Origin of the sequence: Amycolatopsis sp. WAC 01376 (assembly GCF_003947415.1) — a bacterium.
Taxonomy (GTDB): Bacteria; Actinomycetota; Actinomycetes; order Mycobacteriales; family Pseudonocardiaceae; genus Amycolatopsis.
This window is the reverse complement of record NZ_QHKL01000002.1, coordinates 485,312-510,383: the sequence shown is the minus strand read 5'-3', so window position 1 is coordinate 510,383 and position 25,072 is coordinate 485,312. Positions and strand designations below refer to the sequence as shown.

The following is a 25,072-nucleotide window of genomic DNA, read 5'->3' as shown; positions in this document are numbered from 1 at the left end:
TACTCACGAGTAGGTAAGCGAGGCAGGGAGACTCACCGTGGGTGCGCCTAGGAAACGAGACGCGATGGGCCTTGGCCTGTCCGCGCTCACCCGGCTGGCCGGGAGCAAGGTCATTGAACGGGCCGGACTTCGGAAGCCCGTGCAGAACCTGGTCAGTGCCGGGACGCGCAACGGCTTCCGGGTCGCGGGCGCGGCGGGACGGACCTTCAAATCCGCCCAAAAGCTCGGCAAGCCCGCGCGGCTCGCGCCTGCCGAGGACACCGGGCTGTTCGACCTCACCCCGAGTGAGGATCAGCAGCTCATCGTCGAAACCGTGACGGAGTTCGCGGCCGAGCAGCTGCGGCCCGCCGCGTCCGACGCCGACGCGAAGCTCCATGCGCCCGAGGGCCTGTTGAGCCGTGCCGCCGAACTCGGCATCACGCTCGTCGGCATCCCCGAGGAGCTGGGCGGCGTCGGCACCGAACGGTCGGTCGTCACGAACGCGCTGGTCGCCGAGGCCCTCGCGCACGGCGACCTCGGCCTCGCGGTGGCGGTGCTCGCGCCGTCCGCGGTCAGCACCGCGCTGGTGTCCTACGGCGACGAGCAGCAGCAGGCGGACTACCTGCCTGCGTTCGTCGGCGAGAACGTCCCGGCCGCGGCGCTCGCGCTGCAGGAGCGCACCGCGCTGTTCGACCCGTTCAAGCCTGCCACCAAGGCCCGTCGCACGCCGAAGGGCTATCAGCTCGACGGCGTGAAGTCGCTGGTGCCGAGGGCGGCGGACGCCGAGCTGTTCATCGTCTCGGCCGACCTCGAAGGCCGGGGTCCCGCGCTGTTCCTCGTGGAGTCGTCCAACTCGGGCGTCACCATCGAATCCGAACCGGCGATGGGCCTGCGCGGCGCGGCGACCGGGAAGCTGCACCTGGAGAAGGTCGCGTTGCCCGCCGGAGCACTGCTCGGCGGCGGCAAGGCCGAGGTCTTCACCGAGGTCGTCCGGCTGTCGCGGCTCGGCTGGGCCGCGCTGGCCGCCGGAACCGCGAAGGCCGTCCTCGACTACGTGGTGCCTTACGTCAACGAGCGCAAGGCGTTCGGCGAACCGGTGAGCCACCGGCAGGCCGTCGCGTTCTCGGTCGCCGACATCGCCATCGAGCTGGAAGGACTGCGGCTGGTCACGCTCCGCGCCGCTTCCCGCGCCGAACAGGGCAAGCCGTACGCCCGCGAAGTCGCGCTGGCCCGGAAGCTGGCCGTCGACAAGGGAATGCAGATCGGCAGCGCCGGCGTGCAGCTGCTCGGCGGGCACGGCTTCGTCAAGGAACACCCGGTCGAACGCTGGTACCGCGATCTCCGTGCGATCGGCGTGATGGAAGGCGCCGTCCTTCTCTAGGACTTTCGAAAGGCAATCATGATCAACCTTGAGGTTCCGAAGAAGGCCGGCACCCTGATCAACCAGGCGTACCAGGCCGCGGCCGAGGTGTTCCGGCCGATCTCGCGCAAGTACGACCGCGCCGAGCACACCTACCCTGCCGAACTCGACATGTTCGCCGCGCTGCTGGACGGGCTGAACTCCTCCGGCGAGGGCGGCGCGGGCGCGGCGGGCGTCCGCCGGTCCGAGAAGAACGAGAAACCGGGCAACCGCAACGGTTCCAACCTCAACATCGTGCTCGGCACGATCGAGATGTGCTGGGGTGACGTCGGACTGCTGCTGTCGATGCCGCGTCAGGGGCTCGGCAACGCCGCCATCGGCTCGGTCGCCACCGACGAACAGCTCAAGAAGTTCTCCGGGCTGTGGGCCGCGATGGCGATCACCGAACCGGACTGCGGCTCGGACTCGGCCGCGATCACCGCCACCGCGCGCCTCGACGGCGACGAGTACGTGATCAACGGCGAGAAGATCTTCGTGACCGCCGGCGAGCGCGCCGACGCCGTCGTCGTCTGGGCCACTCTGGACAAGACGAAGGGCCGCGCGGCGATCAAGTCGTTCGTCGTCGAGAAGGGCACGCCGGGCTTCGAGGTGGTGCGCGTCGAGCACAAACTCGGCATCCGCGCCTCCGACACCGCCGTGCTGCGTTTCGAGAACGTCCGCGTGCCCAAGGAGAATCTCCTCGGCACACCGGAGATCGACACCGCCAAGGGTTTCGCCGGGGTCATGCAGACCTTCGACAACACCCGTCCGCTGGTCGCCGCCATGGCCATCGGCGTCGCCCGCGCGGCGCTGGAGGAGACCCGGAAGATCCTCACCGACGCGGGCGTGGTCATCGACTACGACAAGCCCGTCCACAGCCAGCACGCCGCGGCCGCGGCGTTCCTTCAGCTGGAGGCGGACTACGAATCGGCGTATCTGCTGACGATGGAGTCGGCGTGGATGGCCGACAACCGCAAGCCGAACTCGTTGCAGGCCTCGATGGCCAAGGCGAAGGCGGGCCGGTCGGTCGTCGAGATCACGCTGAAATGCGTCGAGCTCACCGGAACGTTGGGTTACACCGAGGAATCGCTGCTGGAGAAGTGGAGCCGGGACGCGAAGATCCTGGACATTTTCGAAGGCACGCAACAGATCCAGCAGCTGATCGTGGCGCGCCGGATCCTGGGCAAGACGAGCGCCGAGCTCAAGTAGCCTCCGTCCTGGACCGGGTCGCGCGGGGTCGTGAGTGGTAAGTGTCGTTCTAACGACACTTACCACTCACGACCCCCCGGCGCCCGTGCAGCTGCACGGGCCCTTTTTTCGTTTATTCCCAACAGAATGACAACACCATCAAGTGAACGGCCTTGGCGGCCGGACAGCGGTACTCTCTTAGCTTCCCAGCCCGCCAAGGCCGGAGTCGCGATGAGACAGCTCTCCCCTGCCGCACGCTGGCTTCTCATCGTCCTCGCCGTGACGATCTGCTACTTCGCGACCGCCCGGATCGGGATCCAGTGGGCGATCGTGCGCGAGCAGATCTCGCCGTTGTGGCCCGCCGCGGGGGTCGCGCTGGCGGTGCCGATGCTGCTGGGGCCGCGGTACTGGCCGGGGATCTTCCTCGGGGCCCTCCTGACGAACGTCGCCTTCGGCCCCTCGCCTGCCGCGGTCTTGGTGATCTCGTCGGGGAACACGATCGGCCCGATGCTGGCCTACGCGGTGATGCGGCGGCTGGGTGGCCGCAACCGGCTCGACCGGCTTCCCGACGCCGTCCTCCTGGTGGTGGTCGGGGCGATCGGCGGCACCGCCGTCAGCGCCGTGCTGGGCACCGGCGTACTGGTCCTCGACGGCGCACTGGTTTCCGGGGAGTTCTGGGCGACGGCGCTCGTGTGGTGGACCGGCGACGCGATGGGCGTCCTCACGATCACGCCGTTGCTGCTCCTGGCGCCGAGGTTCCGCCTGCCGAAGCGGGTTTCGCTCGCCCGCTGGGGAGAGGCGGCGGCGCTCGCGCTGGTCGGGCTCGGCACGGCGCTCCTCGCGTCCACCACCGTGTCCAAACTGTTCGTGGTCTTCCCGGTGCTCGTCTGGGCGGCGCTGCGGTTCCGGCAGGCAGGGGCGCTGATGTGCTCCTTGTGCGTCTGCACCTTCACGATCTTCGCCGCCATACACGGGCTCGGCCCCTACGGTTCCTACGAGCTGGCCGCCCGGATGCTGCACGTCCAGGCCTTCGACGCCACGGTCGGGCTGACGGCGCTCGTGTTGTCCACGATCGTCCTGCAACGCGATCGCGCGACCGCCGAGATCACCGACGCGTGGCACCGGATCACCGAAATGGTCGACCTGATCGAGCCGCGTCAGTCCTTGCGCAGCGCCATGACCCAGCGCAAGGACGACTGAGGCTCAGGCGACCTGTTCGTCGAGGAAGCGGTCGAGGTAGCGCCACGTGGTCCCGCGCGCCTTCCGGCCGGTCAGCACGCCCAGGTGCCCGCCGGGCGCGGTCTCGAAGGTCACCGACGGCGAGTTGTCCAGCAGTTCGGTGAGCCGTTCGACGGCCGCGCGAGGGGCGATCGTGTCGTTCTGCCCGGCGATGACGAGCGTCGGCACCTTGACCCCGGACAGCGCGATGATGCGGCCGTTGAGGTCGACCGTGCCCTCGGCGAGGTCGTTGGCGCGGAAGAACCGGTGGTAGATCTGGCCGAACGTCCGCCCGGGGTAGGCGATCATGTTGTCCATGAAGTGGTCGACGGCCTCGATCTGCGCCAGATAGTCCCGGTCGTCGAGATTCTTCAGGATGGCAAGGGGTTTGGTGATCTCCTTGCTGATCCCGGTCGCCCGGAAGACCCGGCTGACCAAATAGGACGGTGCGCCGCCGAGCGCCCGGTAGAACGGGGTCAGCAGGTGGCCGCCGGTGAGGTCCACCAGCGGGCGGAACGGGGCGATCAGCGGGATCGCGGTGAAGTCGAACGGCGACGCGATGGTCGCGATCGACTCGATCGGCAGATCGGGCTGGTCCGCGGCGGTCAGCAGGGAGAAGATCCCGCCGAGGCACCAGGCGACGACGTGCACGCCCTGGCCGCCGGAGTCCTCACTGACCTTGCGGATCGCGCGCGGGAGCACTTCCTCGATCCAGTGCTCGATGCCGAGGCGCCGGTCGGAGAAGGCGACGTTCCCGTAGTCGACCAGGTACGTGTTGCGGCCGCCGTCGACAAGGTGCTCGGCGAGGCTGCACCCGCGGCGCAGGTCGAAGCACAGCGCGGGCGCGGCCAGCGGCGGCACCAGCAGCACCGGCGGGCCCGACGCCGGGGCCTTGCCGTTCGTCAGCCGGTACAGCGAACGGTTCGGGCCCTGGTCGATCAGGACACGCGGCACCGGGCGAAGATCGGCGACCCCACCGTGCAGCACCTTCCCGACGACGTTCGACGCGGCGGCGGCGAGCCGTGCCGGGGGTGTGGCCATGGTGTGCCTCCTGAGGAATCAACGCGGTAAGACGTAATCTTGCCGCTTGGGAGCGCACGACTCAACACCCCGGCCGCCACAGGGCGTCCATTTCGGACAGTTGCTAGGCCGTACGAGTTAAGAATCGGCGTCCTTTTCCGCCGCCGGAGCACTCCGCGCGGCACGCGATTCGTACTCCGCGCGAGCACTGGAATGCGTTGCGGAGGACAGGATCTTGTCGCCGCCGAGCGCGCGGAGCAGTCCCTCGCCGAGGCGGCGTGGAAGCAGCCGTGTGATCCTGCCCATGGCGTCCAGCGATGCGGGAACGAAGACGTCGAACTTGGGACGGCGTAACGCATCGACAATGGCGTGCGCCACATCTTCCGGCTGCACCGACTTGAAGAACTTCGCCTCGCCGAGCCCGCTGGCCAGTTCCGTGCGGACCACCGCGGGCATCACGCAGGAGACCAGCACGCCCGTTCCGTGCAATTCCAGATGTACCGATTCCGACAACCCGACGACGGCGTGTTTCGTCGCGCAGTAGGTGGCGGCGCCGGGGAAGCCTGCCTTGCCCGCCATCGACGCGATGTTGACGATGTGGCCGGTGCCACGCGGGCGCATCCGCTTCACGGCTTCCCTGGTGCCGTGGATGACCGCGTGCAGGTTGATCTCGAGCAGCCTGCGGGTCGCCGCGTCGTCCTCTTCTTCGAGCGGCGCGAGCGGCATGATGCCCGCGTTGTTGATCAGCACGTCGATCGGGCCGACGCGCCGCCCGTCCTCGTCGAGGAACTCGGTGAAACCGCGCGTGTCGGTGACGTCGAGCGGCAGCGCCTCCGCGCCCAGTTCGGCGGCGGTCTTCTCGGCGAGGACCTGGTCCAGGTCGCCGATGACCACCTTGGCGCCGAGCCGGGACAGCGCCGTCGCGGTACTGGCCCCGATGCCCTGCGCCGCTCCGGTGATCACGACGACCTTGCCTGCCAGGGAACGTTCACGCTTGGCCATGCCGGTCTCCTCTGCGACTTCGCTGTCCGGGGCACTGTTGGCGATGTGTCAACTATGGTGCACCGGAAGCCGCGCGGACGCCAGTCCTACGGGCGCTGCTCGAACACCTGCCCGATCCAGCCCTTGACGTCGAAACGTTCCGTCGGCTTGAAGCCCTGGCTCTCGTAGTAACGCTGAAGGTCGCCGTCGCCGCCGGCCCAGCAGTCGACCCGCACCAGCCCGATGCCGCGTTCCCGCGCCTCGGCCAGCGCGAACTCGATCAGCCGCGAGCCGACCCGGTGACCCGCGAACCGGCGCGAGGTCAACAGCAGGCCGAGGTAGATCTCCGGCTCGTCGACCGGCGAAACGTGCGGAAAACGGTCACCGAAGATGGTCGCCCCGGCCGCCTGGCCGTCGACCTCGGCGATGTACAGCCCGGGCCCGTCGGCCATCCCGCGCACCCGCTCGATCCGCTTCGGGATCGTGGACCACGGCTCGGTCCCCCACTGCCCCGCGCTGCCGCGTTCGGCCAGCCACGCGACAGCCTCGTCGAACATGTCCAGCAGCGTTTGGAAATCCCCAGAACCACCCTTGCGGATGACGAAATCGCTCATGCTTCCGTTCTACAACATCATGAGGACGCGCGGGTGTTCTGTCGGGTCAGACGACGCCGAGGTGCCGTGCGATCAGCATCCGCTGCACCTCCGAAGTCCCCTCCCCGATCTCCAGGATCTTCGCGTCCCGGTAGAACCGGCTCACCGGGAACTCGTTCATGAAGCCGTACCCGCCGAAGATCTGCGTCGCCTCGCGCGCGTTGTCCATGGCGGCGTTCGACGCGACGAGCTTCGCGATCGATGCCTCCTTCTTGAAGGGCTCACCGCGCAGCATCTTCGACGCCGCCGCGTAATACGCCAGCCTCGCGGTGTGCGTGCGCACCTCCATGTCGGCGATCTTGAACTGGATCGCCTGGTATTCACCGATCTTGTGCCCGAACGCCTCGCGTTCCTTGACATACCGCAGGCATTCGTCGACGCAGCCCTGCGCGAGCCCGACGCTCAGCGCGGCGATCGCGACCCGGCCTTCGTCCAAAATGGACAGGAACTGGGCGTAACCGCGGCCGCGTTCCCCGACCAGGTTCTCGGCCGGGACGCGGACGTCGTCGAACGAGAGCTCGTGCGTGTCCGAGCAGTTCCAGCCGACCTTGGAGTACTTCGGCGCGACGGCGAAGCCCGGTGTGCCGGACGGCACGATGATCGCCGAGATCTCCTTGCGGCCGTTCTCCTTCACGTCGGTGACGGCGGTGACCGTGACCAGTTTCGTGATGTCGGTGCCGGAGTTGGTGATGAACGACTTGCTGCCGTTGATCACCCAGGTGTCGCCGTCGAGTTTCGCGCGCGTGCGGGTGGCGCCCGCGTCCGAACCGCCGCCGGGTTCGGTGAGCCCGAAGGCGCCGAGCGCGGTGCCGGCACACAACTCCGGGAGCCACTTCTGCTTCTGCTCCTCGGTGCCGAACCGGTGGATCGGCATGGCGCCGAGGGAAACACCGGCCTCGACGGTGATCGCGACCGAGGAATCGACGCGCGCCAGTTCCTCCAAGGTCAGGCAGAGCGCGAAGTAGTCGCCGCCCATGCCGCCGTACTCCTCGGGGAAGGGCAGGCCGAACAGGCCCATCTCGGCCATCTTCGCGACGATCTCGTACGGGAATTCCTCCCGCTCGTAGAGGTCGCCGATGACCGGGGCGACCTCGGAGCGCGCGAATTCCTCGACCGTCTTGCGCAGCGCCTCGTACTCGTCATCCAGTCGGAAGTCGATCATTGTCCATCCTTTTGGGGTGTCACAACGGCTACCGTCTCGTCCAGCGCGACCTGTTGGCCCACCCGGACGGGGAGTTCGCTGACCACGCCGTCGATCGGCGCGGTGATCGTGTGCTCCATCTTCATCGCCTCGACGACCACGAGCGGCGTCCCGGCGCTCACCACGTCACCGGCCGCGGCCTTGACCACCAGCACGGTTCCGGGCATCGGGCTGGTGACCGGTCCGGCGCCACCCGCGGCGCCGGCGGCCGAACGCAGCCTTTCGCGCTCGCCGATCGCGAAGCTGTGACCGTCACGCGCGAGCCACACGGTCCTTCCGGTCCCGACGGCGTGCCGGTACCGGTGGAAACCGGTGGGATGCCGGACTTCCAGCAGATCCCCCTCGCGTCGCGCGGAAACCCGCATGGGCTCGCCTCCGTCAACACTGACGAGCGCGTTCGCCGGAGTGCCCTGCACCCGCACGACGACTTCGGAGCTTCCCGACTTCAGCGCGAAGTCGATACCGCCGGAGGCGCCGAGCCGCCAGCCGTCGGGAACATCCCACGGATCGACGACGGAACCCTGCGGCTGCAAGGAAAGCAGCCTGTCGAGCGCCGCCGCCACGAAGAATTCCGGCGGTACTTCTTCGGAGACCAAAGTGGACAGCTGGCGATCGACGAGACCGGTGTCGAGCTTGCCGTCGCGGACGTCGCCGTCGGCGAGGAGCCCGCGGAGGAAGGCGATGTTCGTGCCGACGCCGAGCAACGCGGTGTCCGCGAGCGCCAGGTCGAGCCGGTGCAACGCGGCCGCGCGGTCCGGGCCCCAGGCGATGACCTTGGCCAGCATCGGGTCGTAGTTCGAGCCGATGACCGCGCCTTCGTTCATCCACGAGTCGACGCGCACGCCCTCGCCGGACGGTTCGCGGACCGCGAGCACGGTCCCACCCGTCGGGATGAAGCCGCGAGCGGGGTCTTCGGCGTAGACGCGGGCTTCGATGGCGTGGCCGTCGAGCCGGACGTCGTCCTGCGACACGGTGAGCACGGCACCGGCGGCGATCTTGACCTGCCACTCGACGAGGTCGAGCCCGGTCACGAGTTCGGTCACCGGATGCTCGACCTGCAGGCGGGTGTTCATCTCCATGAAGAAGAACTCGTCGGGCGCGGTGGCCGACACGATGAACTCGACCGTCCCCGCGCCGACATAGCCCACCGAGCGCGCGGCCTCGACCGCGGACGCGCCCATCTTCGCGCGCGTGGCTTCGTCGAGGAGCACGGACGGCGCTTCTTCGATGATCTTCTGGTGCCGCCGTTGCAGGCTGCATTCACGCTCACCGAGGTGGATCACGTTGCCGTGAGTGTCGGCGAGCACCTGGATCTCGATATGGCGCGGCGTGGTGACGAACCGCTCCATGAGCAGCGTGTCGTCACCGAAGGAACCCTTGGCCTCACGGCGGGCGGATTCGACGGCCGCGTCCACTTCGGACAGTTCGTTGACCAGCCGCATCCCCTTGCCGCCTCCACCGGCGGACGGCTTGATCAGCAGCGGGAACCCGACCTTCTCCGCGGCGGCGGCGAAACCGCCTTCCGGAATGTCCATATCGGACGCTCCGGGCACCACCGGGACACCGGCCTCGGACACCGTCGCCTTGGCGCGGATCTTGTCGCCCATGGCGTCGATCGCCGCGACCGGAGGGCCGATGAAGACCAGACCCGCCTCGGCGCAGGCGCGGGCGAATTCCGCGTTCTCCGCGAGGAAGCCGTAGCCGGGATGGACCGCCTGCGCGCCCGTGTCGAGCGCCGCCCGGACGATCGCCGGGATGGACAGATAGCTTTTCGCCGCTTCGGCCGGGCCGATGCGGACCGCGGTGTGCGCCTCCCGGACATGCCGGGCGTCGGCGTCCGCGTCGCTGTACACCGCGACCGAACGGATGCCGAGCCCCTGCAGCGAGCGGATCACGCGGACGGCGATCTCCCCGCGGTTGGCGACCAGAACCGTGTCGAACATGCTCACATCCTGAAGACGCCGTAGTTGACATCGGACAAGGGCGCGTTGGCCGCCGCGGACAGCGCGAGGCCGAGCACCGTGCGGGTGTCCGCCGGATCGATCACGCCGTCGTCCCACAGCCGCGCCGTCGAGTAGTACGGGCTGCCCTGCGCCTCGTACTGCTCGCGGATCGGATCCTTGAACGCCTCTTCGTCCTCGGCGGACCAGTCGCCGCCGCGGGCCTCGATGGCGTCCCGCCGGACGGTGGACAGCACCGACGCCGCCTGCTCGCCGCCCATCACCGAGATCCGCGCGTTCGGCCACATCCACAGGAACCGCGGCGAGTACGCGCGACCGCACATCGAATAGTTGCCGGCGCCGAACGAGCCGCCGATGACGACGGTCAGCTTCGGCACGCGCGCGCACGCCACCGCGGTGACCATTTTCGCGCCGTGTTTGGCGATGCCGCCCGCCTCGTAGGCGCGGCCGACCATGAAGCCGCTGATGTTCTGCAGGAACAGCAGCGGGATCGAGCGTTTGTCGCACAGCTCGATGAAGTGCGCGCCCTTCATCGCGGACTCGGCGAACAGCACGCCGTTGTTCGCGATGATGCCGACGGGGTGGCCGTGGATTCTGGCGAACCCGGTGACCAGCGTCGAGCCGTACTCCTTCTTGAACTCGCCGAACCGGCTGCCGTCGACGATCCTCGCGATGACCTCGCGGACGTCGTAGGGCAGGCGCGGGTCGGTCGGGACGACGCCGTACAACTCGTTCGGGTCGGCGGCCGGGGCCTCCGTCGGGAGGACGTCCCACGGGCGTGGCGTCCGCGGGCCCAAAGTCGACACGATCGAGCGAACGATGCGCAGGGCATCGGCGTCGTCCTCGGCCAGGTGGTCGGTGACGCCGGACTGGCGCGAGTGGACGTCGCCGCCGCCGAGTTCCTCGGCCGTGACGACCTCACCGGTCGCGGCCTTCACCAGCGGCGGGCCGCCGAGGAAGATGGTGCCCTGGTTCCGCACGATGACCGCTTCGTCGCTCATCGCGGGGACGTACGCGCCGCCCGCCGTGCAGGAGCCGAGCACCGCGGCGATCTGCGGGATGCCGCGGGCGGACATCGTGGCCTGGTTGTAGAAGATCCGGCCGAAGTGCTCACGATCCGGGAAGACCTCGTCCTGCCTCGGCAGGAACGCGCCGCCGGAGTCCACCAGGTAGACGCACGGCAGATTGTTGTGGAGCGCGACCTCTTGCGCGCGCAGGTGCTTCTTGACGGTCATCGGGTAGTAGGTGCCGCCCTTGACCGTGGCGTCGTTGGCGACGATCACGCATTCGCGGCCGGAGACCCGCCCGATCCCGGTGATGATCCCGGCCGAAGGCGCTTCGTCGTCGTACAGTCCGGTGGCGGCCAGCGGGGACAGCTCCAGGAACGGCGAACCCGGGTCGAGGAGGGTGTCGACCCGGTCGCGTGGCAGGAGTTTGCCCCGCTCGACGTGGCGGGTGCGGGATTTCTCCGTGCCCCCGAGCCGGGCGGCGGCGAGCCGCTTGCGCAGGTCTTCGACCAGCTCGGCGTGGGAGGTGACGCTGCGGGCGTACTCGTCGCTGCCCGGATCGGCCGAAGTGCTCAGTACGGGTGTGTCCATGGCTCCTCGTCGCCAAGTTAGCCGTCGTTAACTTGCCCTCGTAGGTTAACGCCTGCTAACCCGCTCTGTCCACCGCACTCCTCGAAGCGCGTGAAGGCCCCCTTCCCTCGGCTGACCCGAGGGAAGGGGGCCTTCACGCGCGAAACGATCAGCCGATCGCGGAGACCAGCGGGTTGTAGTAGCCGCCCCGCTGACCGGTGGCCGTCGGGTGGTACGAGTTCACGATCGGCCAGGTGAGGCTGTGCAGGTAATCGTTGGCCGACGAGCAGATGTTGTGCCCGGTGAAGGCAGGCCGCACGTCGACGAACTTCGCGCCGTTCGCGGCGGCGCGGGCAGAGAGCACCGACGCGAGCGTGTCGGAGCCCGAGTTGATCGCCGTGCGCTTGGTGTCGCTCAGCCCGACCGAGCACGAACCCGGCACCGTGTAGAAGCGCGGGTATCCGAGCACGACCAGCTGCGCGCCGGGCGCCTTGGCCTTGATCTTGCTGTAGACGTTGTTCAGCAGCCCGGGAAGTGTGTTGTTCACGTAGGTCTTCGCGGTGTTGACCCGGTTGATGCAGGTCTGGTCGCTGCCGGTGGTGCAGGTGGTCATGACGTCGGCGAACCCGGCGTCGTTGCCGCCGACCGAGACCGTCACCAGCGTGGTGCTGGAGGTGACGTTCGCGATCTGGTTGAGGACGTCGCCGGTGCGCGCCCCCGAGCACGCGGCGAACTTGAACGTGGTCCCGGCGTGGGCGTTGGCCCACAGCTGGGGATAGGCGTTGGCACTGCGCATGCAGTCGCCCGAGTTCCCGTAGCTGCCGGCACCGACGCCGGACGAGTACGAGTCACCGAGCGCCACGTAGTTGGTCGCCGCTTGGGCGGTGCCCGCGAGACCGAAGGTGGCAAGGACAGCGACCCCCAGGGCCGCGACTGAACGAGTGAAGGAAAGAGCTTTGATCCGAGCAGGGACGGCCATGGTCACTCCTTCGTGACAAGTTAACGAGACACAGCATTACCAGGTGGTAGCCACACGCAAAAGGGTCATTTCCCCAGGTAACCCGCTTGGCCCAGGCTGGAAGTACGGCCACGTGTTAGCGCTCGCTAACACGCGGCCTTAATATGGCCAGATGCCGGCGAACCCCACCCCACTCGTGAACGGCGAGAAGGCGAACAGGCGCGAACAGATCATGTCCGCCGCCGCCGAACTCTTCGCCCACCACGGGTTCCACGGCGTCGGCATCGACGACATCGGCGCGGCCGTCGGCATCTCCGGCCCGGCGCTGTACCGGCATTTCCGCAGCAAGGACGCCATTCTCGGCGAGATGCTGAACTCGATCAGCCGCTATCTTCTCGACGGCGGGACGGCGAGGGCGAGCCAGCGGGACGAGCCGGGCGAGGTTCTCGATGCACTGGTGAATTTTCACGTCGACTTCGCGCTCGCGCATCCCGCGTTGATCACCGTGCAGGAACGCAACCTCGCCAACCTCACCGACAGTGACCGCAAACAGGTCCGCGCCCTGCAGCGCCAGTACGTCGAGGTCTGGGTGCGCGCGATCAGCGACGCCGTCCCCGGGATCGGCGAGCGTCAGGCGCGCTCGGCGGCACACGCGGTCTTCGGGTTGATCAACTCGACGCCGTACAACCGCCATCTCGGTGACAGCGAACTGGCCGAGATGCTCTGCCGTCTCGCGCTGGGTGCACTGCACGCCGCGAAGTGACCACGTCCGGGTTTCGGCCTATCCCCACTTTTCCGTCCTCTGGTGTTTGATAGGCACGTGGAGCCGGACAGGAGCGAGTACGAGCGGAGGCTCGTCGAAAAGGCGCAGCGTGCGCTCGTGGCGATCAGCCTCGGGGAGGACGCCGAGGCGCTCGACGAGCTCTCGCCGACCGCCGTCGAGCCTCAGGCCCGCTCCGAAGAGACCAAAGAGCTCGTGATGATGCTGTTCGGCGAATGCAGCGCCATGGTGTCCACTCTCGGCGACGGCGGGAGCGCGCCGGTCAAGGTGCAGGTGTTCGACGAGGACGGTGAAGAGGTCTCGATCGACCAGGCCGACCCGCCCGTGCGGACGGCGGTGCGCACGCTGCTCGCCGAGGTGCACGGCAACAGCGAGGCCGCGCAGGAACAGGTCGAGATCGCGCTCGCCAACGCCGCGCCGGACGAGGTCGACAGCCTGGTGCTGCAGGCGCTGCGCTGGACGATCCGGTTGTCGGCGGAATGCCTGGACCGGGACCTGCCGGTGGCACCGTGGATCTCGGACGCCGTCGCGGACTAGGGCTTGGCTCCGCCGGGTGTCGCGAAAGCCACTCTCGCGACGTCTGATGTCCCCAAAGTGGCTTTCGCGACATGCTTGCCGACGGCTTGGGGCGACTGGTCGCCGAGCTTGAGCGGCTTCGGGAGCCGGCCAGGTTCCCGATGTCGCATTCGGGACGCTGAGCATCGCGAGTCACCGCGGCCTAATCGAGCAGGAGTTTCACCAGCCGCCCGATCTGCTCGGTCTCGATCAGGAACGAGTCGTGCCCGTAAGGCGAGGCGATGACGGCGAACTCCGCCCCGTCGATCCCGTCCGCGATGGCCCGCGACTGGTACAGCGGGTAGAGCCGGTCACTGTCCACCCCGGCCGCGACGGTGCGCGCGGTGATCCGGCCGAGCCCGAGCGCGGCGCCGAACCGCCCGCGGCCGACGTCGTGCGTGTTCATCGATTCGGTGAGCACCACGTAACTGCCGGCGTCGAACCGGCGGGAAAGCTTCCCGGCGTGATGATCCAAATAGGACTCGACGGCGAACCGCCCTCCGCGCAAGGGGTCTTCACCGTCTTGGTGGCGACGTCCGAAGCGCTGCGACAGTTCGGTTTCGCTGCGGTAGGTCGCGTGCGCGATGCGGCGTGCGATGCCGAGACCGGCGTCCGGGCCGCCGCCCGGGACGTCGTGATAGTCGCCGCCGTGCCAGCCCGGATCGGCGCGGATGGCGTGCAGTTGCGGCGCCGCCCAGGCGATCTGGTCGGCCGACGCCTGCGCCGTCGACGCGAGGACGAGCAGCGCCTCGACCCGGTCCGGCGCGCTCACCGCCCATTCCAGCGCGCGCATCCCGCCCATGGATCCGCCTGCCACCGCGGCCCACCGGCCGATGCCCAGCGTGTCGGCGAGGACGGTTTCGGCGCCGACCTGGTCCCGCACGGTCACGCCGGGAAACCTGCTACCCCAAGGCTTTCCGTCCGGATGCGGCGAAGAAGGACCGGTCGATCCCTGGCAGCCGCCGAGCACGTTCGGGACCACGACGAAGAACGCGTCCGTGTCGATCGCCTTGCCCGGCCCGATCAGGCCGTCCCACCAGCCGGGGCTGACGTGGCCTTCCTCCGCGGGACCGACGGCGTGGCTGTCCCCGGTCAGCGCGTGCTCGACGAGGATCGCGTTGGAGGCACTGGCATTCAGCGTTCCCCAGGTCTCGTACGCGAGCGTGAAAGGCAGCGTCCCGCCGGTTTCGAGCGGCTGGACGCCGGTGACGAACCGGCGACGGCCAGGCGGATCTCCCGCTCGCCACGCACCGGTCACAGAGCCGCCTTGGCCGCCCGGAATCCGGCCTCGAGATCGGCCTTGAGGTCCTCGAGCCCTTCCAGCCCGACGGCGAGCCGCACGAGACCCGGCGTGACCCCGCTGGACGCCTGCTCCTCGGGCGTGAGCTGGCTGTGCGTCGTCGAGGCCGGGTGCACAATGAGACTGCGCACGTCGCCGATGTTGACCAGTTGGCTGTGCAGTTCCGTACCGTCCACAAAGGCCCGTCCCGCTTCGGCACCGCCACGCAGGTCGAACGACAGCACCGCGCCGGCCCCCTTCGGCAGGTACTTCTTCGCGGCCTCGTGGTACGGGCTCGACGGCAGCCCGGCGTAGTACACCTTCTCGACCTCGTCGCGCTGCTCCAGCCACTCGGCCAGCGCCTGCGCGTTGGAAACGTGCCGCTCCAGTCGCAGCGAAAGCGTCTCGATCCCTTGCAGGATCAGGAAACTGTTCAGCGGCGCGATCGCGGCGCCGGTGTCACGCAGGATCTGGACGCGGGCCTTGGCGGCGTACGCGCCCGGGCCGAGGGCCTCCCAGTATTTGAGGCCGTGGTAGCTCGGGTCGGCCTCGTTGAAGCCCGGGAAGCGCTCCGGGTCCTTGCCGAAGTCGAAGGTGCCGCCGTCGACCAGCACCCCGGCGACCGTGGTGCCGTGGCCGCCGAGGTACTTGGTCGCCGAGTGGACCACGATGTCGGCGCCGTGCTCGATCGGGCGCACGAGGTACGGCGTCGGCACGGTGTTGTCCACGACCAGCGGGACACCGAATTCGTGCGCGGCGTCGGCGACCGCGCGGATGTCGAGCACGTTGCTGCCAGGGTTGGCCAGCGTCTCGGCGAAGAACAGCTTGGTGTTGGGCCGGACGGCCGTCTTCCACTGCTCGATGTCGTCCTGGTCCTCGACGAACGAGACCTCGATGCCGAGTTTCGGCAGTGTGTAGTGGAAGAGGTTGTAGGTGCCGCCGTAGAGCGCCGGGCTGGAGACGAAGTGGTCGCCCGCGTTCGCGAGGTTGAGGATGGCCGCCGTCGTGGCCGCGCTCCCGGAGGCGAACGCCAGCGCCGCGACGCCGCCTTCGAGCGCGGCAAGGCGCTGCTCCAGCACGTCCTGCGTGGGGTTGTTGATCCGGGTGTAGATGTTGCCGGGCTCGGCGAGGCTGAAGAGATCGGCGCCGTGCTGGCTGTCGCGGAACACGTACGAGGTGGTCTGGTAGATCGGGGTCGCCCGCGCGCCGGTGGCGGTGTCCGGCGCCGCACCCGCGTGGATCTGCTTGGTCTCGAACGACCATCCGTCCGCGCTCATCGCGATTCTCCTAGCGGTTCAAGGGTTTCGGCTGTTGTCACCGAAGCTAGCTCCGCCGAACGGAGCACCCAACTACTCTCAGGACGTGGGATTCTTTTCCTGAAGAGCGAACCTGTTGCCCTCCGAGTCGGTGAACATCGCCCACCAGCCCCACGGCTGCTTCTCCGGCCGCGCCGGGAATTCGACGCCCTTCGCCGAAAGCTCCTCATACGTCTTTTCGATGTCGTCGGCGTAGAAGAAGAAATTGCCCGTCGGGAGTTCGTCCCGCACTGCGAACCGCTTGAGGTCCTCCGGCGCCGTACTCAGGACGAGCGCCGTCGCACCATCGGCCGACGTCACCTCGACCCACCGGTTCCCCTTGTCGTCGTACGGCACGTCGGTGGTGACCTCGAATCCGACGACCTCGGACCAGAACCGCTTCGCCCGCTCCTGGTCGGTCACCCCGACGACGATCTTGTGCACACCCTGAATCGCCATGTCCGGCTCCCTTGTATCCATCATGGATATAACGAGATCGGAGTGTATGCTTCCCGGATGGCCGACGGCAACCCGCAGCTCACCCCCGCGGCGTTCCAGACCCTGCTGGCGCTGGCGAAAGGTCGCGCGCACGGCTACGCGATCATGGGTTTCGTCGACGAAGTGAGCGGCGGTACCGCCCAGCTCGGCCCCGGCACGCTGTACCGGACACTGGCCCGGCTCGTCGCCGACGGCCTGGTCGAAGAGGCCCCGGGCGCGAGCGAGGACCAGCCGCACGACTCGCGACGCCGTTACTACCGGCTGACCCGCGCCGGCCGCGACGTCGCCGCCCGCGAGGCGGAGTTCCTGAGCAGGCTCGTCGCCGTGGCCGGACAAGCCGGGCTGCTGAAGCGGGCGGAGTCGGCGTGAGCCGGGCGCTCGGGTTGGTGCCGCATCTGTTCGTCAAGGACGTCGACGCGTCGCTTCCCTTCTACGCCAAGGCGTTCGGTGCCGTGGAGCTGTTCCGCAACGTGCTGCCGAACGGCGTCGTGCTGTTCGTGGAACTCGCCGTCGGCGACGCGCGGCTACTGGTGAGCCAGGAGATCCCTCAGCTGGACGCGCTCTCGCCGTCGACCCTCGGCGGCACGCCGATGCTCCTGACCTTGGAGACCGAGGACCCCGACGACCTTCTGCGGCGCGCGGTGTTCGCGGGCGCGCGGGTGGAGGCGCCGGTCGAGGAGATGTTCTTCGGCGAGCGCTACGGCCGCATCGTCGATCCCGACGGGCATCGATGGGCGCTGACGACCAAACGGGAGCGGTTCACCCCCGAAGACATCGACGCGAGGACCCCACGCGAGGTCTGACGTGTGCGGTCAGGTGACCGGCGGACGTCTCCTCGGGTAGCGCGGCAGCGCGACGAGGAGACTTCACCGCGCCCGCCTCTTTGGGGCCGGAGGCCCACGAAAACGTGATGAAGGGGCACCTCGGCGCGCGACGGGAGCGATCTTCGAGACGGCCCCTGCGGCGCGTTTTCGTCAGCGGGCGCAAAATAAAGCATGGTTTCCGTGCGAAGCGTGGTCGATCGGGTCGGTCCGACGCTGTTGCACGCCCTCCAGATCCCCGAGGAGTCCCCCGCCGTCGGTGACGTCGTCATCGCCGAACCCGGCAACACCCTCGCCGCGGGCGACCTCGTCCTCGGCGTCGCGATCACCGAGACGTCGGACGCGGCCGAGCTCGTCAAGGTCAGCGCGTCGAAAGGTGCCGCCGCGGTCCTGCTGAAGCCGCCGCTCGCGGCGAAACCCTCGGTGAAGCGGGCGGCGAAGTCGGCGGACATCGCGTTGATCGAAGTGCGCTCGGCGACGTCGTGGGCTCAGCTCGTCTGGCTGCTCAGGACGGTCCTCGACGCGCTGGCCGACGAGTCGGACGCGCTGGAGGACGGCGGCGGCCCTGGTTCCGGCGACCTGTTTCGCCTCGCGGACGCCGTCGCTTCGGTGGTCGACGCGCCCGTGACCATCGAGGACACCAACTCTCGGGTGCTCGCGTACTCGGCCCGGCAGGATCTGACCGACTCGGCGCGCGTGTCCACGATCATGGGTCGCCGCATCCCCGACGACGTCCTCGCGCGGTTCCGGTCGCGAGGGGTGTTCCGCGAGCTTTCCCGTGGGCGGCAAACGATCTTCGTGCCCGCGCAGCGCGACGGCACGCTGCCCCGGCTCATCGTGCCGATCCGGATGGGCGGCGAACTGCTGGGCTCGATGTGGGCGGTCGTCGCGGGCCCGGTCTCCGACGAACGCGCGGCCGCCTTCGCCGACGCGGCGCCCGTCGTCGCACTGCACCTGCTGCGCCGCCGCGCGCACACCGATTCACAACGCCGGGTCTCGGCCGAGCTCCTGCGCGCGGTACTCGAAGGGAACGCCAGCCCGCGCAAGGCGATCGCGGAACTCGACCTGTCCGAAGAACCGCACCGCGTCGTGGTCGTGGAGGTCGCCGGCGGCGACGGCCGCGACGACGAGGGCCTGCGGCTCGCCCTCCTCGAACGGATCTCACAGGGCGTCGGCAGGCGGCCGGTGGCCACGGAACTCGGCGGCATGCTCTACGCGGTCGTCCCGGACGGGGACGGCTGGGCCGAACTCCGGGCCGCGCTCGAAGCCCTGCCGTCGTCGAGGAAGGGCGGGACACCACGGGCCGCGGCGGGATCGGCCTGCGAAATCGGCGAGCTCGCGAGGTCGCGTGTCCAGGCCGACGAGGCCCTGGGGCTGCTTCGCGCGAAGCTCGTCCCCGGCCGCGTCGTGGTCTTCGACGAGGCGTGGACGGCCCTTTCGCTGCACCGCGGAGCGACGGCGGCGAGCAGCGCGAAGGTCGCCGAACTCGGTCCGCTCGGCTTGTTGCGCGCGCACGACGAAGCCCACGAGAGCGGCTACGTCGACACGCTGTACCAATGGCTACGGCATCCCGGAGACCCGCGCGCGGCCGCGAAGGAACTCCGGATCCATCCCAACACCCTGCGGTACCGGATGCGGCGGCTGCTCGACCTCGTCCCGCTGGATCTCGACGATCCCGACGTCCGGCTGGCGCTGATCACGCAACTCGTTTCCCTGCGCTGGAGTTGAGTCCACTACAAACTGCTCAATACCGAACACTTTGTAGTGCGACAAAATCGTCTCCAGACGTCAGGAAAGGGTCTTTCAGGACGTAAAACGTCTTGAAAGACCCTTTCCTGACATCCGACGGTTCAGTGCGCGCTGGCGCGATATCCGTCCTCAATGGTCTGCCGTACCGCGGCGAGCAGATCGGCACCGGGGTAAAGCGGCAAAAGGACACCGGGGCCACCGTCGACCCGCAACGCGGCTTCGTAACCGTGCCCCGGGGTTTCGACCAGGCCCACGATGACATCGGCCGGATTGCCTTCGGTATCGACGGTGCGGACACGCCGCTCCCGCCGCCAATCCTGATTTGTCATGCGGAACAGAATGGCAGCTTACCGGCCAGTAAGATCAACATCTTGACTCGATCGTGCTGCATTTACCGTTTCGCAGGTTGCACGGCCGCGCCCACCCCCAGCGAACGCGGCCGTGCTTCACACCCGATAACCGAGGTCTTCGGCGACGAATCGCTTCGGCACCATCCGGATCCAGACGGTCCCTTTCACCTCGGGATCATCGTGCAGGTACGAACGAAAACGCGCATCCCATTTGCGTTCGTCTGGCCCGAGGTACCGGCTCAGCAGCCGCTGTCCACGGGGGACGTCGAAGGGGAGGATCTCCGCTTCGCCGCGCGCGAGCACTTGCCGCACCAGGCCCGTGCCGACGTCGCACACGTCGACGGTCACCGCGATCGACGGCGAATCGCGGACGAGGCGGGCCAGCCGCGCCCACGGTCCGGTGAGGATCCAGAAAGCCCGCTTCTCCCAGAGGTACCAGGTCGGGCGCACGGTCGGCCCGGCCGCGGCGACCCTGGCGGTGAGCGGCCCGGCGAGGAATTCGTCGACGTCGAACATCAGACCTCGAGCAACGTCTTGCCGATCGCGCCACGCGACTGCATGACCGCGTGCGCGTCCGCCGCCCGTTCGAGCGGGAACCGTTGACCGATCACGGGTTCCAGCCGTCCGGCGGCGGCTTCGGCTAGCGCGGACTCGGTGAACGCCCGCATCTCGGCCGGACCGCCGAGGCCCTGGATCACCGTGACCCCGCGCGCGGCGGCGTCCTCTTCGGACACCTCCGTCCACGAACCACTCGAAAGCCCGTAGATCAGCATTCGGCCACCGGGCTTGAGCAACCCGAACGACGTCGCCCCGATGTCGCCGCCGACCCCGTCGAACACGACGTCGACCTCGCCCGCCTTCGCCGCCCAGTCCGGCTCTCGGTAGTCGACCGCCAGATCGGCGCCGCGTTCCCGGACGTGCCCGGCCTTCTCCGGACCACCCGCCGCACCGACGACCTCGGCGCCCGCGGCCTTGGCGAGCTGCACGACCAGCCCGCCGACCCCGCCCGCCGCGGCCTCCACCAGCACCCGCTCACCGGGCCGGATACCCGCGGCGGTCACCAGCGCGGTCGCCGTGCGACCGTCGGCGAGGATCGCGACCGCCGCGTCGAGCGCCAGGCCGTCCGGCACCTCGAAGACGGACTCGGCGGCGACCGCGACCCGTTCCGCGTACGCCCCGGAACCGCCCGTCGAGGTCACGACGCGCTTGCCGACCAGGCCGAGGTCGGCCCCTTCGCCGACCGCGCTGATCACGCCACCGACGCCGTTGCCCGGGATCATCGGCAGCTCGCCTCGGAACGGCCCGCTCCCACCGGCGCGGAACTGCGTCTCGACGAAGGTGATGTTGGCGAACGCCACCTCGATCAGGACCTGGCCCGCTGCGGGCACCGGATCCGGGGCCTCGCCCGCGACGAGCACTTCGGGCCCGCCGAACTCTTTCAACCACACGGCTCTCATGAGCCCAAGGTGCAAGCTCCAGTTCACTGGAGGTCAAGCGATTGTGCTCGGAAAACCATGATCGGTGTCCAACCTTGTCGTGCGCACACGATGACACCGCCGTCCGGGTGGCTCACCGTGAGTGGCAGCACCTTTGTTCGCAGACCCGCCGCCAGGAGGCATCCCGTGCGTATCGCCGTCCCCCGTGAGATCAAGAAGCACGAATACCGGGTGGCGCTCACCCCGGCGGGCGTGCACGAACTGACCGGGCGGGGCCACGACGTCTTCGTGGAGGCAGGCGCCGGCTTCGGCTCCTCCATCACCGACGAGGAGTACGTCGCCGCGGGCGCGAAGATCCTCGCGACGGCGGAGGAGACCTGGGCCGAGGGCGAACTCGTGCTCAAGGTCAAGGAGCCGATCGCGGAGGAGTACCCGCGGCTGCGCGCCGACCAGGTGCTGTTCACCTACCTGCACATCGCCGCGGACCGGCCGCTGACCGACGCGCTGCTGGCCGCGGGCACCACCGCGATCGCGTACGAGACGGTGCAGACCCCGAACCGCGCGCTGCCGCTGCTCGCGCCGATGTCCGAGGTCGCCGGACGGCTGGCGCCGCAGGTGGGCGCGTACTCCCTGATGAAGCCGAGCGGTGGCCGCGGCGTGCTGCCCGGCGGCATCCCCGGCGTCCACCCGGCGCGCGTGGTCGTGATCGGCGGCGGGGTCGCCGGCCTCAACGCGGCGCGGGTCGCGCTCGGCCTCGGCTCCGATGTCGAGATCCTCGACACCAACGTCGACCGCCTCCGCCAGATCGACAACGACTTCGGCGGCCGCATCCGCACGGTGACCTCGAACGCGCTGTCGGTCGAGCAGTCCGTGCTGGAGGCGGACATGGTCATCGGCGCGGTGCTCGTTCCCGGCGCGAAGGCGCCGAAGCTGGTCTCGAACGACCTCGTCTCGCGGATGCGCCCGGGCAGTGTGCTGGTGGACATCGCGATCGACCAGGGCGGCTGCTTCGCCGACTCGCGGCCGACCACGCACGACGAGCCGACCTACAAGGTCCACGAGTCGGTGTTCTACTGCGTCGCGAACATGCCGGGCGCGGTGCCCCGGACGTCGACCTACGGGCTGACCAACGTGACGCTGCCGTACGCGGTCCAGCTGGCGGAGCACGGCTGGCACAAGGCGCTGCAGGCCGACGCTTCGCTGGCGAAGGGCCTCAACACGCACGCGGGCGCACTGACCAACGCCCCGGTCGCGGCCGCGCACGGGCTGCGCGCCGCGGACCTGGCCGACGTGCTGGCCTGACCCTCAAGCCACTCTCCCACGCGGGGGACCTTTGCCACCCCAGTGCGCAAAGGTCCCTCGCTCCTTTTGCGCCAGCCCGCGAGCCCAGTCCAGCCGCCCCCAATGCCACATCGGGGACACTCAGCGTCCCCAATGCCACATTGGGAGCACCGAACGCGCCGCCGGTACGCCACCTTCGCCTGCCCCAGCCCACGGTGCCCCGCACCACAGACAACTCACCAGCCACGGCGCACCTTGCCGCAGGCCACTCACCAGGCCACGGCGCCCCGCGCCCCAGGCCACCCACCAGGCCACGGCGCTCTGCGCCGTAGGCCACCCACCCGCCAACCGCAGCCGGACGCACCGTGGGGGTCCGGGGGGCTCGGCCCCCCCGGGTGATACGACGAAGCCCCACCTCGGGGAAGGTGCGCAAGCACCGACCAAGGTGGGGCAAAGGGGCTGAGGGCGGCCCGCTCGACCAGCCTGGGGGTCACTGGGAGCGGGCCGCCTCCTTCATCGTAGGTAATAAGTCGCCGTCGCGCTGCATGGGGTTGCCATGTCTTCGGAATTATTTCCTCACGAGACGCCGTCGTTGTCGGTGAATTTCCGCGCTTCTCGGCGCATATCCGGTAGTCAGCGGCCATTCGGCCCAGTGTCGGCTGCGCCGGAGGACGGAGTCGTCACCGCACGGAACGTGACGAAGGTCGCTTTCGCTGGATTGACCCCTTCCGCGAGTGCGGACCCACCCCGTGAGGCAGGATGTCGCGTGATCGGCCTTCGTCAACAAAAGGGGACGGTATGCACGACGGCAGTGGCCGCATCGCGGTGCAGAATTTGAGCAAGCAGTTCGGTGCGGTCAACGCGGTCCAGAATCTGAGCTTCACGGTGGAGCCCGGTTCGGTGACCGGCTTCCTCGGCCCGAACGGCGCAGGGAAGACGACGACGCTCCGGATGCTGCTCGGGCTGGTGACGCCCACGAACGGCACGGCGACCATCAACGGGCGCCCGCACGACCAGCTGGGGAATCCGGCTCGGGTCGTCGGTTCGGTGCTGGAGAACGAGGGTTTCCACCCGGGGCGTACCGCGCGTAATCACCTGCGGGTGTACTCGGCGGCGATCGGGATGCCGGATCAGCGGGTGGACGAGGTGCTGGGGCTGGTCGGCCTTTCGTCGGCCGCGGACCGCAAGGCGGGCGGGTTCTCGCTCGGTATGCGGCAGCGGCTGGCGCTGGCGACGGCGTTGCTGGGAAACCCGCAGGTGCTGGTGCTGGACGAGCCGACGAACGGTCTCGACCCCGAGGGCATCCTGTGGCTGCGGAACTTCCTGCGCGCGTATGCGCGTGAGGGGCGCACGGTGCTGGTCTCGAGCCACCTTCTGAACGAGGTGGAGCAGACGATCGACCAGGTCGTGATCATCAGCCAGGGCATGACCCGGTACAACGGCTCGCTGGACCAATTGCGCAAGAGCAACCAGTCCCGGGTGCTGGTGCAGTCGGCCGACGCGAGCGGCCTCGTCGCCGCGATGCAGGAGGCGGGCATCACGCAGGTCTCGCCGATGCCGGACGGCCGTGTCGCGGTGTCGGGTGCGACGGTGCAGCAGATCGGTGACATCTCCGCCAAGGCGAGCATCGCGGTCTACGGCATGCAGGAGGAGACCGCGGATCTGGAGCGGATGTTCTTCCAGCTGACGCAGGGCCAGTACGCCGCGCCGCCGCCCGGTTTCCAGCAGGGCCCGCCCCCGGGCTACCAGGGTCCGCCTCCGGGTTACCAGGGCCCGCCGCCCGGTTACCAGGGTCCGCCTCCCGGCTACGCGCCGCAGAACACGCCGCCGCCCGGTTTCGCGCCGCCGCAGCAGTTGCAGCAGCAGGGCCAGCCGCCGCAACAGCAGCAGTACCAGCAGGCGCCGCCTCAGCAGCAGGCGCAGCAGCAGGGCCAGAACGAGGGCTGGGGAGGCCAGGGCTGATGGGCAACCTGATCAAGGCGGAGTTCCGCAAGACGCTCACGCTCAAGGCGTGGTGGGCGCTGATGATCCCCGCGGTGGTCTTCGCTTTCGCGTTCGCCCTGTTCTGGGGCATGATCACCAACGATTTCAGTGACTTCCTCGGCCGTTCCGACACCCGTGAGCTGACCGAGGCGCTCGGCATCTCGACCGGCGAACTGCCCGTCGGCCTGCTGGCGCTCGGGCACGGCATCAACATCGGCACGATGATCCCGATCATCTTCGGTGTCTTCGCCCTCGCCGGCGAGTACACGAAGAAGACGATCACCACGACGTTCCTCACCGCCCCGAACCGCGTTTCGGCGTTGAGCGCGAAGATGATCACCTACATCGCCTGGGGCGCGATCTACGGCGTGATCATCGTGGGCGCGGCGAGCCTCGGCACCGTGATCACGGTCGACAGCGCACGCCTGCCGACGGCGGGCCAGTGGCTCGGCGTGCTCGGGGCGGGTGTCCTCGCGACCATCCTGGCGACGCTGTTCGGCATCGGGGTCGGCGCGGTCTGGCGCAGCGTGGTCGGCAGCATCATCACGCTGACCATCTGGATGCTCGTGGTCGAGAACGTCCTCGTGTTCGTCATGTTCGGTGCCGCCGACATCACCTGGCTGGGCGGCGTCCTGCCGAACGGCACGGTCAACGGCATCGTGGGCGCCATCGGCGCGGAGGCGTTCGGCGCCGCCGGCGTGAAGGTCCCCGGCCTGCAGGACGAGACGGCGTGGGCACTGCAGTACGCGGCGGGCGCTCCCGGCGCGTTCTCGTGGTGGGCCTCGGCGCTCATCTTCTTCGGCTGGACGATGGCGTTCTTCCTCGCCGGCTGGGCCGTGAACCAGAAGAAGGACATCACGTAAGTCACCGTCCACAAGCGCCATGAACGGTCCGTTACTTGCAAAATTT

At 68.8% G+C, this 25,072-nt stretch carries 24 protein-coding genes; 11 read left to right on the top strand and 13 right to left on the bottom strand.

The annotated features are described in order from the left end of the window. Positions 1–64 precede the first annotated feature (64 nt). The 3 genes from DMH03_RS11660 (at position 65) to DMH03_RS11650 (ending at position 3,766) form a co-directional block, all read left to right on the top strand. Complete coding sequence (locus tag DMH03_RS11660) at positions 65–1,360, top strand: acyl-CoA dehydrogenase family protein (protein WP_125792893.1); 1,296 nt, start codon at positions 65–67, stop codon at positions 1,358–1,360. A gap of 18 nt (positions 1,361–1,378) precedes the next feature. Beyond that, on the top strand, positions 1,379–2,587 hold the full coding sequence (locus DMH03_RS11655; RefSeq protein WP_125792016.1) for an acyl-CoA dehydrogenase family protein: 1,209 nt from the start codon (positions 1,379–1,381) through the stop codon (positions 2,585–2,587). Positions 2,588–2,797: 210 nt separating this feature from the next. Beyond that, positions 2,798–3,766, top strand: a complete 969-nt coding sequence (locus DMH03_RS11650) for an MASE1 domain-containing protein (RefSeq protein WP_233611447.1) — start codon at positions 2,798–2,800, stop codon at positions 3,764–3,766. A 3-nt stretch (positions 3,767–3,769) separates the two neighbouring features. On the opposite strand, the gene DMH03_RS11645 is transcribed toward DMH03_RS11650, so the two are convergent. The 7 genes from DMH03_RS11645 to DMH03_RS11615 form a co-directional block, all read right to left on the bottom strand. Then, positions 3,770–4,825, bottom strand: coding sequence for an alpha/beta fold hydrolase (locus tag DMH03_RS11645; RefSeq protein WP_125792014.1), 1,056 nt, complete (start codon positions 4,823–4,825; stop codon positions 3,770–3,772). 117 nt (positions 4,826–4,942) lie between these two features. Continuing rightward, positions 4,943–5,806: an SDR family oxidoreductase gene (locus DMH03_RS11640; protein WP_125792013.1), complete on the bottom strand. Its 864-nt coding sequence runs from the start codon at positions 5,804–5,806 to the stop codon at positions 4,943–4,945. Between the two features lie 86 nt (positions 5,807–5,892). Beyond that, entirely contained in the window at positions 5,893–6,399 is a 507-nt protein-coding gene (locus DMH03_RS11635) for a GNAT family N-acetyltransferase (RefSeq protein WP_125792012.1), read from the bottom strand. 46 nt (positions 6,400–6,445) lie between these two features. Then, on the bottom strand, positions 6,446–7,600 hold the full coding sequence (locus DMH03_RS11630) for an acyl-CoA dehydrogenase family protein (protein ID WP_125792011.1): 1,155 nt from the start codon (positions 7,598–7,600) through the stop codon (positions 6,446–6,448). Further along, a complete protein-coding gene (locus tag DMH03_RS11625) occupies positions 7,597–9,582 on the bottom strand; it encodes a biotin carboxylase N-terminal domain-containing protein (protein WP_125792010.1) in 1,986 nt (661 codons plus the stop codon). The genes DMH03_RS11630 and DMH03_RS11625 overlap by 4 nt, the downstream gene beginning before the upstream one ends. A gap of 2 nt (positions 9,583–9,584) precedes the next feature. Beyond that, the gene (locus tag DMH03_RS11620) at positions 9,585–11,198 is read right to left on the bottom strand and encodes a carboxyl transferase domain-containing protein (protein WP_125792009.1); all 1,614 of its coding nucleotides are present in this window, start codon (positions 11,196–11,198) and stop codon (positions 9,585–9,587) included. Positions 11,199–11,346: 148 nt separating this feature from the next. After that, a complete protein-coding gene (locus tag DMH03_RS11615; RefSeq protein WP_125792008.1) occupies positions 11,347–12,156 on the bottom strand; it encodes an SGNH/GDSL hydrolase family protein in 810 nt (269 codons plus the stop codon). A 151-nt stretch (positions 12,157–12,307) separates the two neighbouring features. Here DMH03_RS11615 and DMH03_RS11610 point away from each other — a divergent pair, with 151 nt between their 5' ends. Next, complete coding sequence (locus DMH03_RS11610; RefSeq protein WP_199748836.1) at positions 12,308–12,898, top strand: TetR/AcrR family transcriptional regulator; 591 nt, start codon at positions 12,308–12,310, stop codon at positions 12,896–12,898. Between the two features lie 57 nt (positions 12,899–12,955). Next, positions 12,956–13,453 (top strand): hypothetical protein, encoded by a 498-nt coding sequence (locus DMH03_RS11605; RefSeq protein ID WP_125792007.1) that lies wholly within the window; start codon positions 12,956–12,958, stop codon positions 13,451–13,453. Between the two features lie 181 nt (positions 13,454–13,634). On the opposite strand, the gene DMH03_RS11600 is transcribed toward DMH03_RS11605, so the two are convergent. The 3 genes from DMH03_RS11600 to DMH03_RS11590 all read right to left on the bottom strand — a co-directional run bounded on the left by DMH03_RS11600 (position 13,635) and on the right by DMH03_RS11590 (position 16,504). Then, complete coding sequence (locus tag DMH03_RS11600; RefSeq protein ID WP_199748834.1) at positions 13,635–14,729, bottom strand: homoserine O-acetyltransferase; 1,095 nt, start codon at positions 14,727–14,729, stop codon at positions 13,635–13,637. Beyond that, positions 14,726–16,027 (bottom strand): bifunctional o-acetylhomoserine/o-acetylserine sulfhydrylase, encoded by a 1,302-nt coding sequence (locus DMH03_RS11595; protein WP_125792006.1) that lies wholly within the window; start codon positions 16,025–16,027, stop codon positions 14,726–14,728. Before DMH03_RS11595 ends, DMH03_RS11600 begins: the two co-directional genes overlap by 4 nt. 78 nt (positions 16,028–16,105) lie before the next feature. Next, positions 16,106–16,504 (bottom strand): VOC family protein, encoded by a 399-nt coding sequence (locus tag DMH03_RS11590; RefSeq protein ID WP_125792005.1) that lies wholly within the window; start codon positions 16,502–16,504, stop codon positions 16,106–16,108. A 57-nt stretch (positions 16,505–16,561) separates the two neighbouring features. Between DMH03_RS11590 and DMH03_RS11585 the strand changes: the two genes are divergently transcribed. The 3 genes from DMH03_RS11585 to DMH03_RS11575 all read left to right on the top strand — a co-directional run bounded on the left by DMH03_RS11585 (position 16,562) and on the right by DMH03_RS11575 (position 19,092). Next, complete coding sequence (locus DMH03_RS11585; protein WP_125792004.1) at positions 16,562–16,912, top strand: PadR family transcriptional regulator; 351 nt, start codon at positions 16,562–16,564, stop codon at positions 16,910–16,912. Continuing rightward, positions 16,909–17,346 carry a VOC family protein gene (locus DMH03_RS11580; protein WP_125792003.1) on the top strand — a complete coding sequence of 146 codons (438 nt, stop codon included), beginning with the start codon at positions 16,909–16,911 and terminating at the stop codon, positions 17,344–17,346. The genes DMH03_RS11585 and DMH03_RS11580 overlap by 4 nt, the downstream gene beginning before the upstream one ends. Positions 17,347–17,538: 192 nt before the next feature. Further along, entirely contained in the window at positions 17,539–19,092 is a 1,554-nt protein-coding gene (locus tag DMH03_RS11575) for a CdaR family transcriptional regulator (RefSeq protein WP_125792002.1), read from the top strand. 122 nt (positions 19,093–19,214) lie between these two features. On the opposite strand, the gene DMH03_RS11570 is transcribed toward DMH03_RS11575, so the two are convergent. The 3 genes from DMH03_RS11570 to DMH03_RS11560 all read right to left on the bottom strand — a co-directional run bounded on the left by DMH03_RS11570 (position 19,215) and on the right by DMH03_RS11560 (position 20,920). Then, positions 19,215–19,442 carry a hypothetical protein gene (locus DMH03_RS11570; protein WP_007033850.1) on the bottom strand — a complete coding sequence of 76 codons (228 nt, stop codon included), beginning with the start codon at positions 19,440–19,442 and terminating at the stop codon, positions 19,215–19,217. Between the two features lie 117 nt (positions 19,443–19,559). After that, positions 19,560–19,979 carry a pyridoxamine 5'-phosphate oxidase family protein gene (locus DMH03_RS11565; RefSeq protein WP_125792001.1) on the bottom strand — a complete coding sequence of 140 codons (420 nt, stop codon included), beginning with the start codon at positions 19,977–19,979 and terminating at the stop codon, positions 19,560–19,562. Further along, a complete protein-coding gene (locus tag DMH03_RS11560; RefSeq protein WP_125792000.1) occupies positions 19,979–20,920 on the bottom strand; it encodes a zinc-binding dehydrogenase in 942 nt (313 codons plus the stop codon). The genes DMH03_RS11565 and DMH03_RS11560 overlap by 1 nt, the downstream gene beginning before the upstream one ends. 165 nt (positions 20,921–21,085) lie before the next feature. Between DMH03_RS11560 and ald the strand changes: the two genes are divergently transcribed. The 3 genes from ald (at position 21,086) to DMH03_RS11545 (ending at position 25,026) form a co-directional block, all read left to right on the top strand. Further along, positions 21,086–22,201 (top strand): alanine dehydrogenase, encoded by a 1,116-nt coding sequence (gene ald / locus DMH03_RS11555; RefSeq protein WP_125791999.1) that lies wholly within the window; start codon positions 21,086–21,088, stop codon positions 22,199–22,201. Positions 22,202–22,978: 777 nt separating this feature from the next. Continuing rightward, a complete protein-coding gene (locus DMH03_RS11550) occupies positions 22,979–24,142 on the top strand; it encodes an ABC transporter ATP-binding protein (RefSeq protein ID WP_125791998.1) in 1,164 nt (387 codons plus the stop codon). Then, complete coding sequence (locus tag DMH03_RS11545; RefSeq protein ID WP_125788415.1) at positions 24,142–25,026, top strand: ABC transporter permease subunit; 885 nt, start codon at positions 24,142–24,144, stop codon at positions 25,024–25,026. Before DMH03_RS11550 ends, DMH03_RS11545 begins: the two co-directional genes overlap by 1 nt. Positions 25,027–25,072: the final 46 nt, after the last annotated feature.

Excerpts from the sequence above, each read along its gene's own strand:
- DMH03_RS11635 (WP_125792012.1), bottom strand. The coding sequence starts at position 6,399 with ATGAGCGATTTCGTCATCCGCAAGGGTGGTTCTGGGGATTTCCAAACG.
- DMH03_RS11630 (WP_125792011.1), bottom strand. The coding sequence starts at position 7,600 with ATGATCGACTTCCGACTGGATGACGAGTACGAGGCGCTGCGCAAGACG.
- DMH03_RS11590 (WP_125792005.1), bottom strand. The coding sequence starts at position 16,504 with ATGGCGATTCAGGGTGTGCACAAGATCGTCGTCGGGGTGACCGACCAG.
- DMH03_RS11655 (WP_125792016.1), top strand. The coding sequence starts at position 1,379 with ATGATCAACCTTGAGGTTCCGAAGAAGGCCGGCACCCTGATCAACCAG.
- DMH03_RS11550 (WP_125791998.1), top strand. The coding sequence starts at position 22,979 with ATGCACGACGGCAGTGGCCGCATCGCGGTGCAGAATTTGAGCAAGCAG.
- DMH03_RS11545 (WP_125788415.1), top strand. The coding sequence starts at position 24,142 with ATGGGCAACCTGATCAAGGCGGAGTTCCGCAAGACGCTCACGCTCAAG.
- DMH03_RS11570 (WP_007033850.1), bottom strand. The coding sequence starts at position 19,442 with ATGACAAATCAGGATTGGCGGCGGGAGCGGCGTGTCCGCACCGTCGAT.
- DMH03_RS11650 (WP_233611447.1), top strand. The coding sequence starts at position 2,798 with ATGAGACAGCTCTCCCCTGCCGCACGCTGGCTTCTCATCGTCCTCGCC.
- DMH03_RS11640 (WP_125792013.1), bottom strand. The coding sequence starts at position 5,806 with ATGGCCAAGCGTGAACGTTCCCTGGCAGGCAAGGTCGTCGTGATCACC.
- DMH03_RS11610 (WP_199748836.1), top strand. The coding sequence starts at position 12,308 with ATGCCGGCGAACCCCACCCCACTCGTGAACGGCGAGAAGGCGAACAGG.
- DMH03_RS11575 (WP_125792002.1), top strand. The coding sequence starts at position 17,539 with ATGGTTTCCGTGCGAAGCGTGGTCGATCGGGTCGGTCCGACGCTGTTG.
- DMH03_RS11625 (WP_125792010.1), bottom strand. The coding sequence starts at position 9,582 with ATGTTCGACACGGTTCTGGTCGCCAACCGCGGGGAGATCGCCGTCCGC.
- DMH03_RS11595 (WP_125792006.1), bottom strand. The coding sequence starts at position 16,027 with ATGAGCGCGGACGGATGGTCGTTCGAGACCAAGCAGATCCACGCGGGT.
- DMH03_RS11620 (WP_125792009.1), bottom strand. The coding sequence starts at position 11,198 with ATGGACACACCCGTACTGAGCACTTCGGCCGATCCGGGCAGCGACGAG.
- DMH03_RS11645 (WP_125792014.1), bottom strand. The coding sequence starts at position 4,825 with ATGGCCACACCCCCGGCACGGCTCGCCGCCGCCGCGTCGAACGTCGTC.
- DMH03_RS11585 (WP_125792004.1), top strand. The coding sequence starts at position 16,562 with ATGGCCGACGGCAACCCGCAGCTCACCCCCGCGGCGTTCCAGACCCTG.
- DMH03_RS11565 (WP_125792001.1), bottom strand. The coding sequence starts at position 19,979 with ATGTTCGACGTCGACGAATTCCTCGCCGGGCCGCTCACCGCCAGGGTC.
- DMH03_RS11560 (WP_125792000.1), bottom strand. The coding sequence starts at position 20,920 with ATGAGAGCCGTGTGGTTGAAAGAGTTCGGCGGGCCCGAAGTGCTCGTC.
- DMH03_RS11660 (WP_125792893.1), top strand. The coding sequence starts at position 65 with ATGGGCCTTGGCCTGTCCGCGCTCACCCGGCTGGCCGGGAGCAAGGTC.
- DMH03_RS11615 (WP_125792008.1), bottom strand. The coding sequence starts at position 12,156 with ATGGCCGTCCCTGCTCGGATCAAAGCTCTTTCCTTCACTCGTTCAGTC.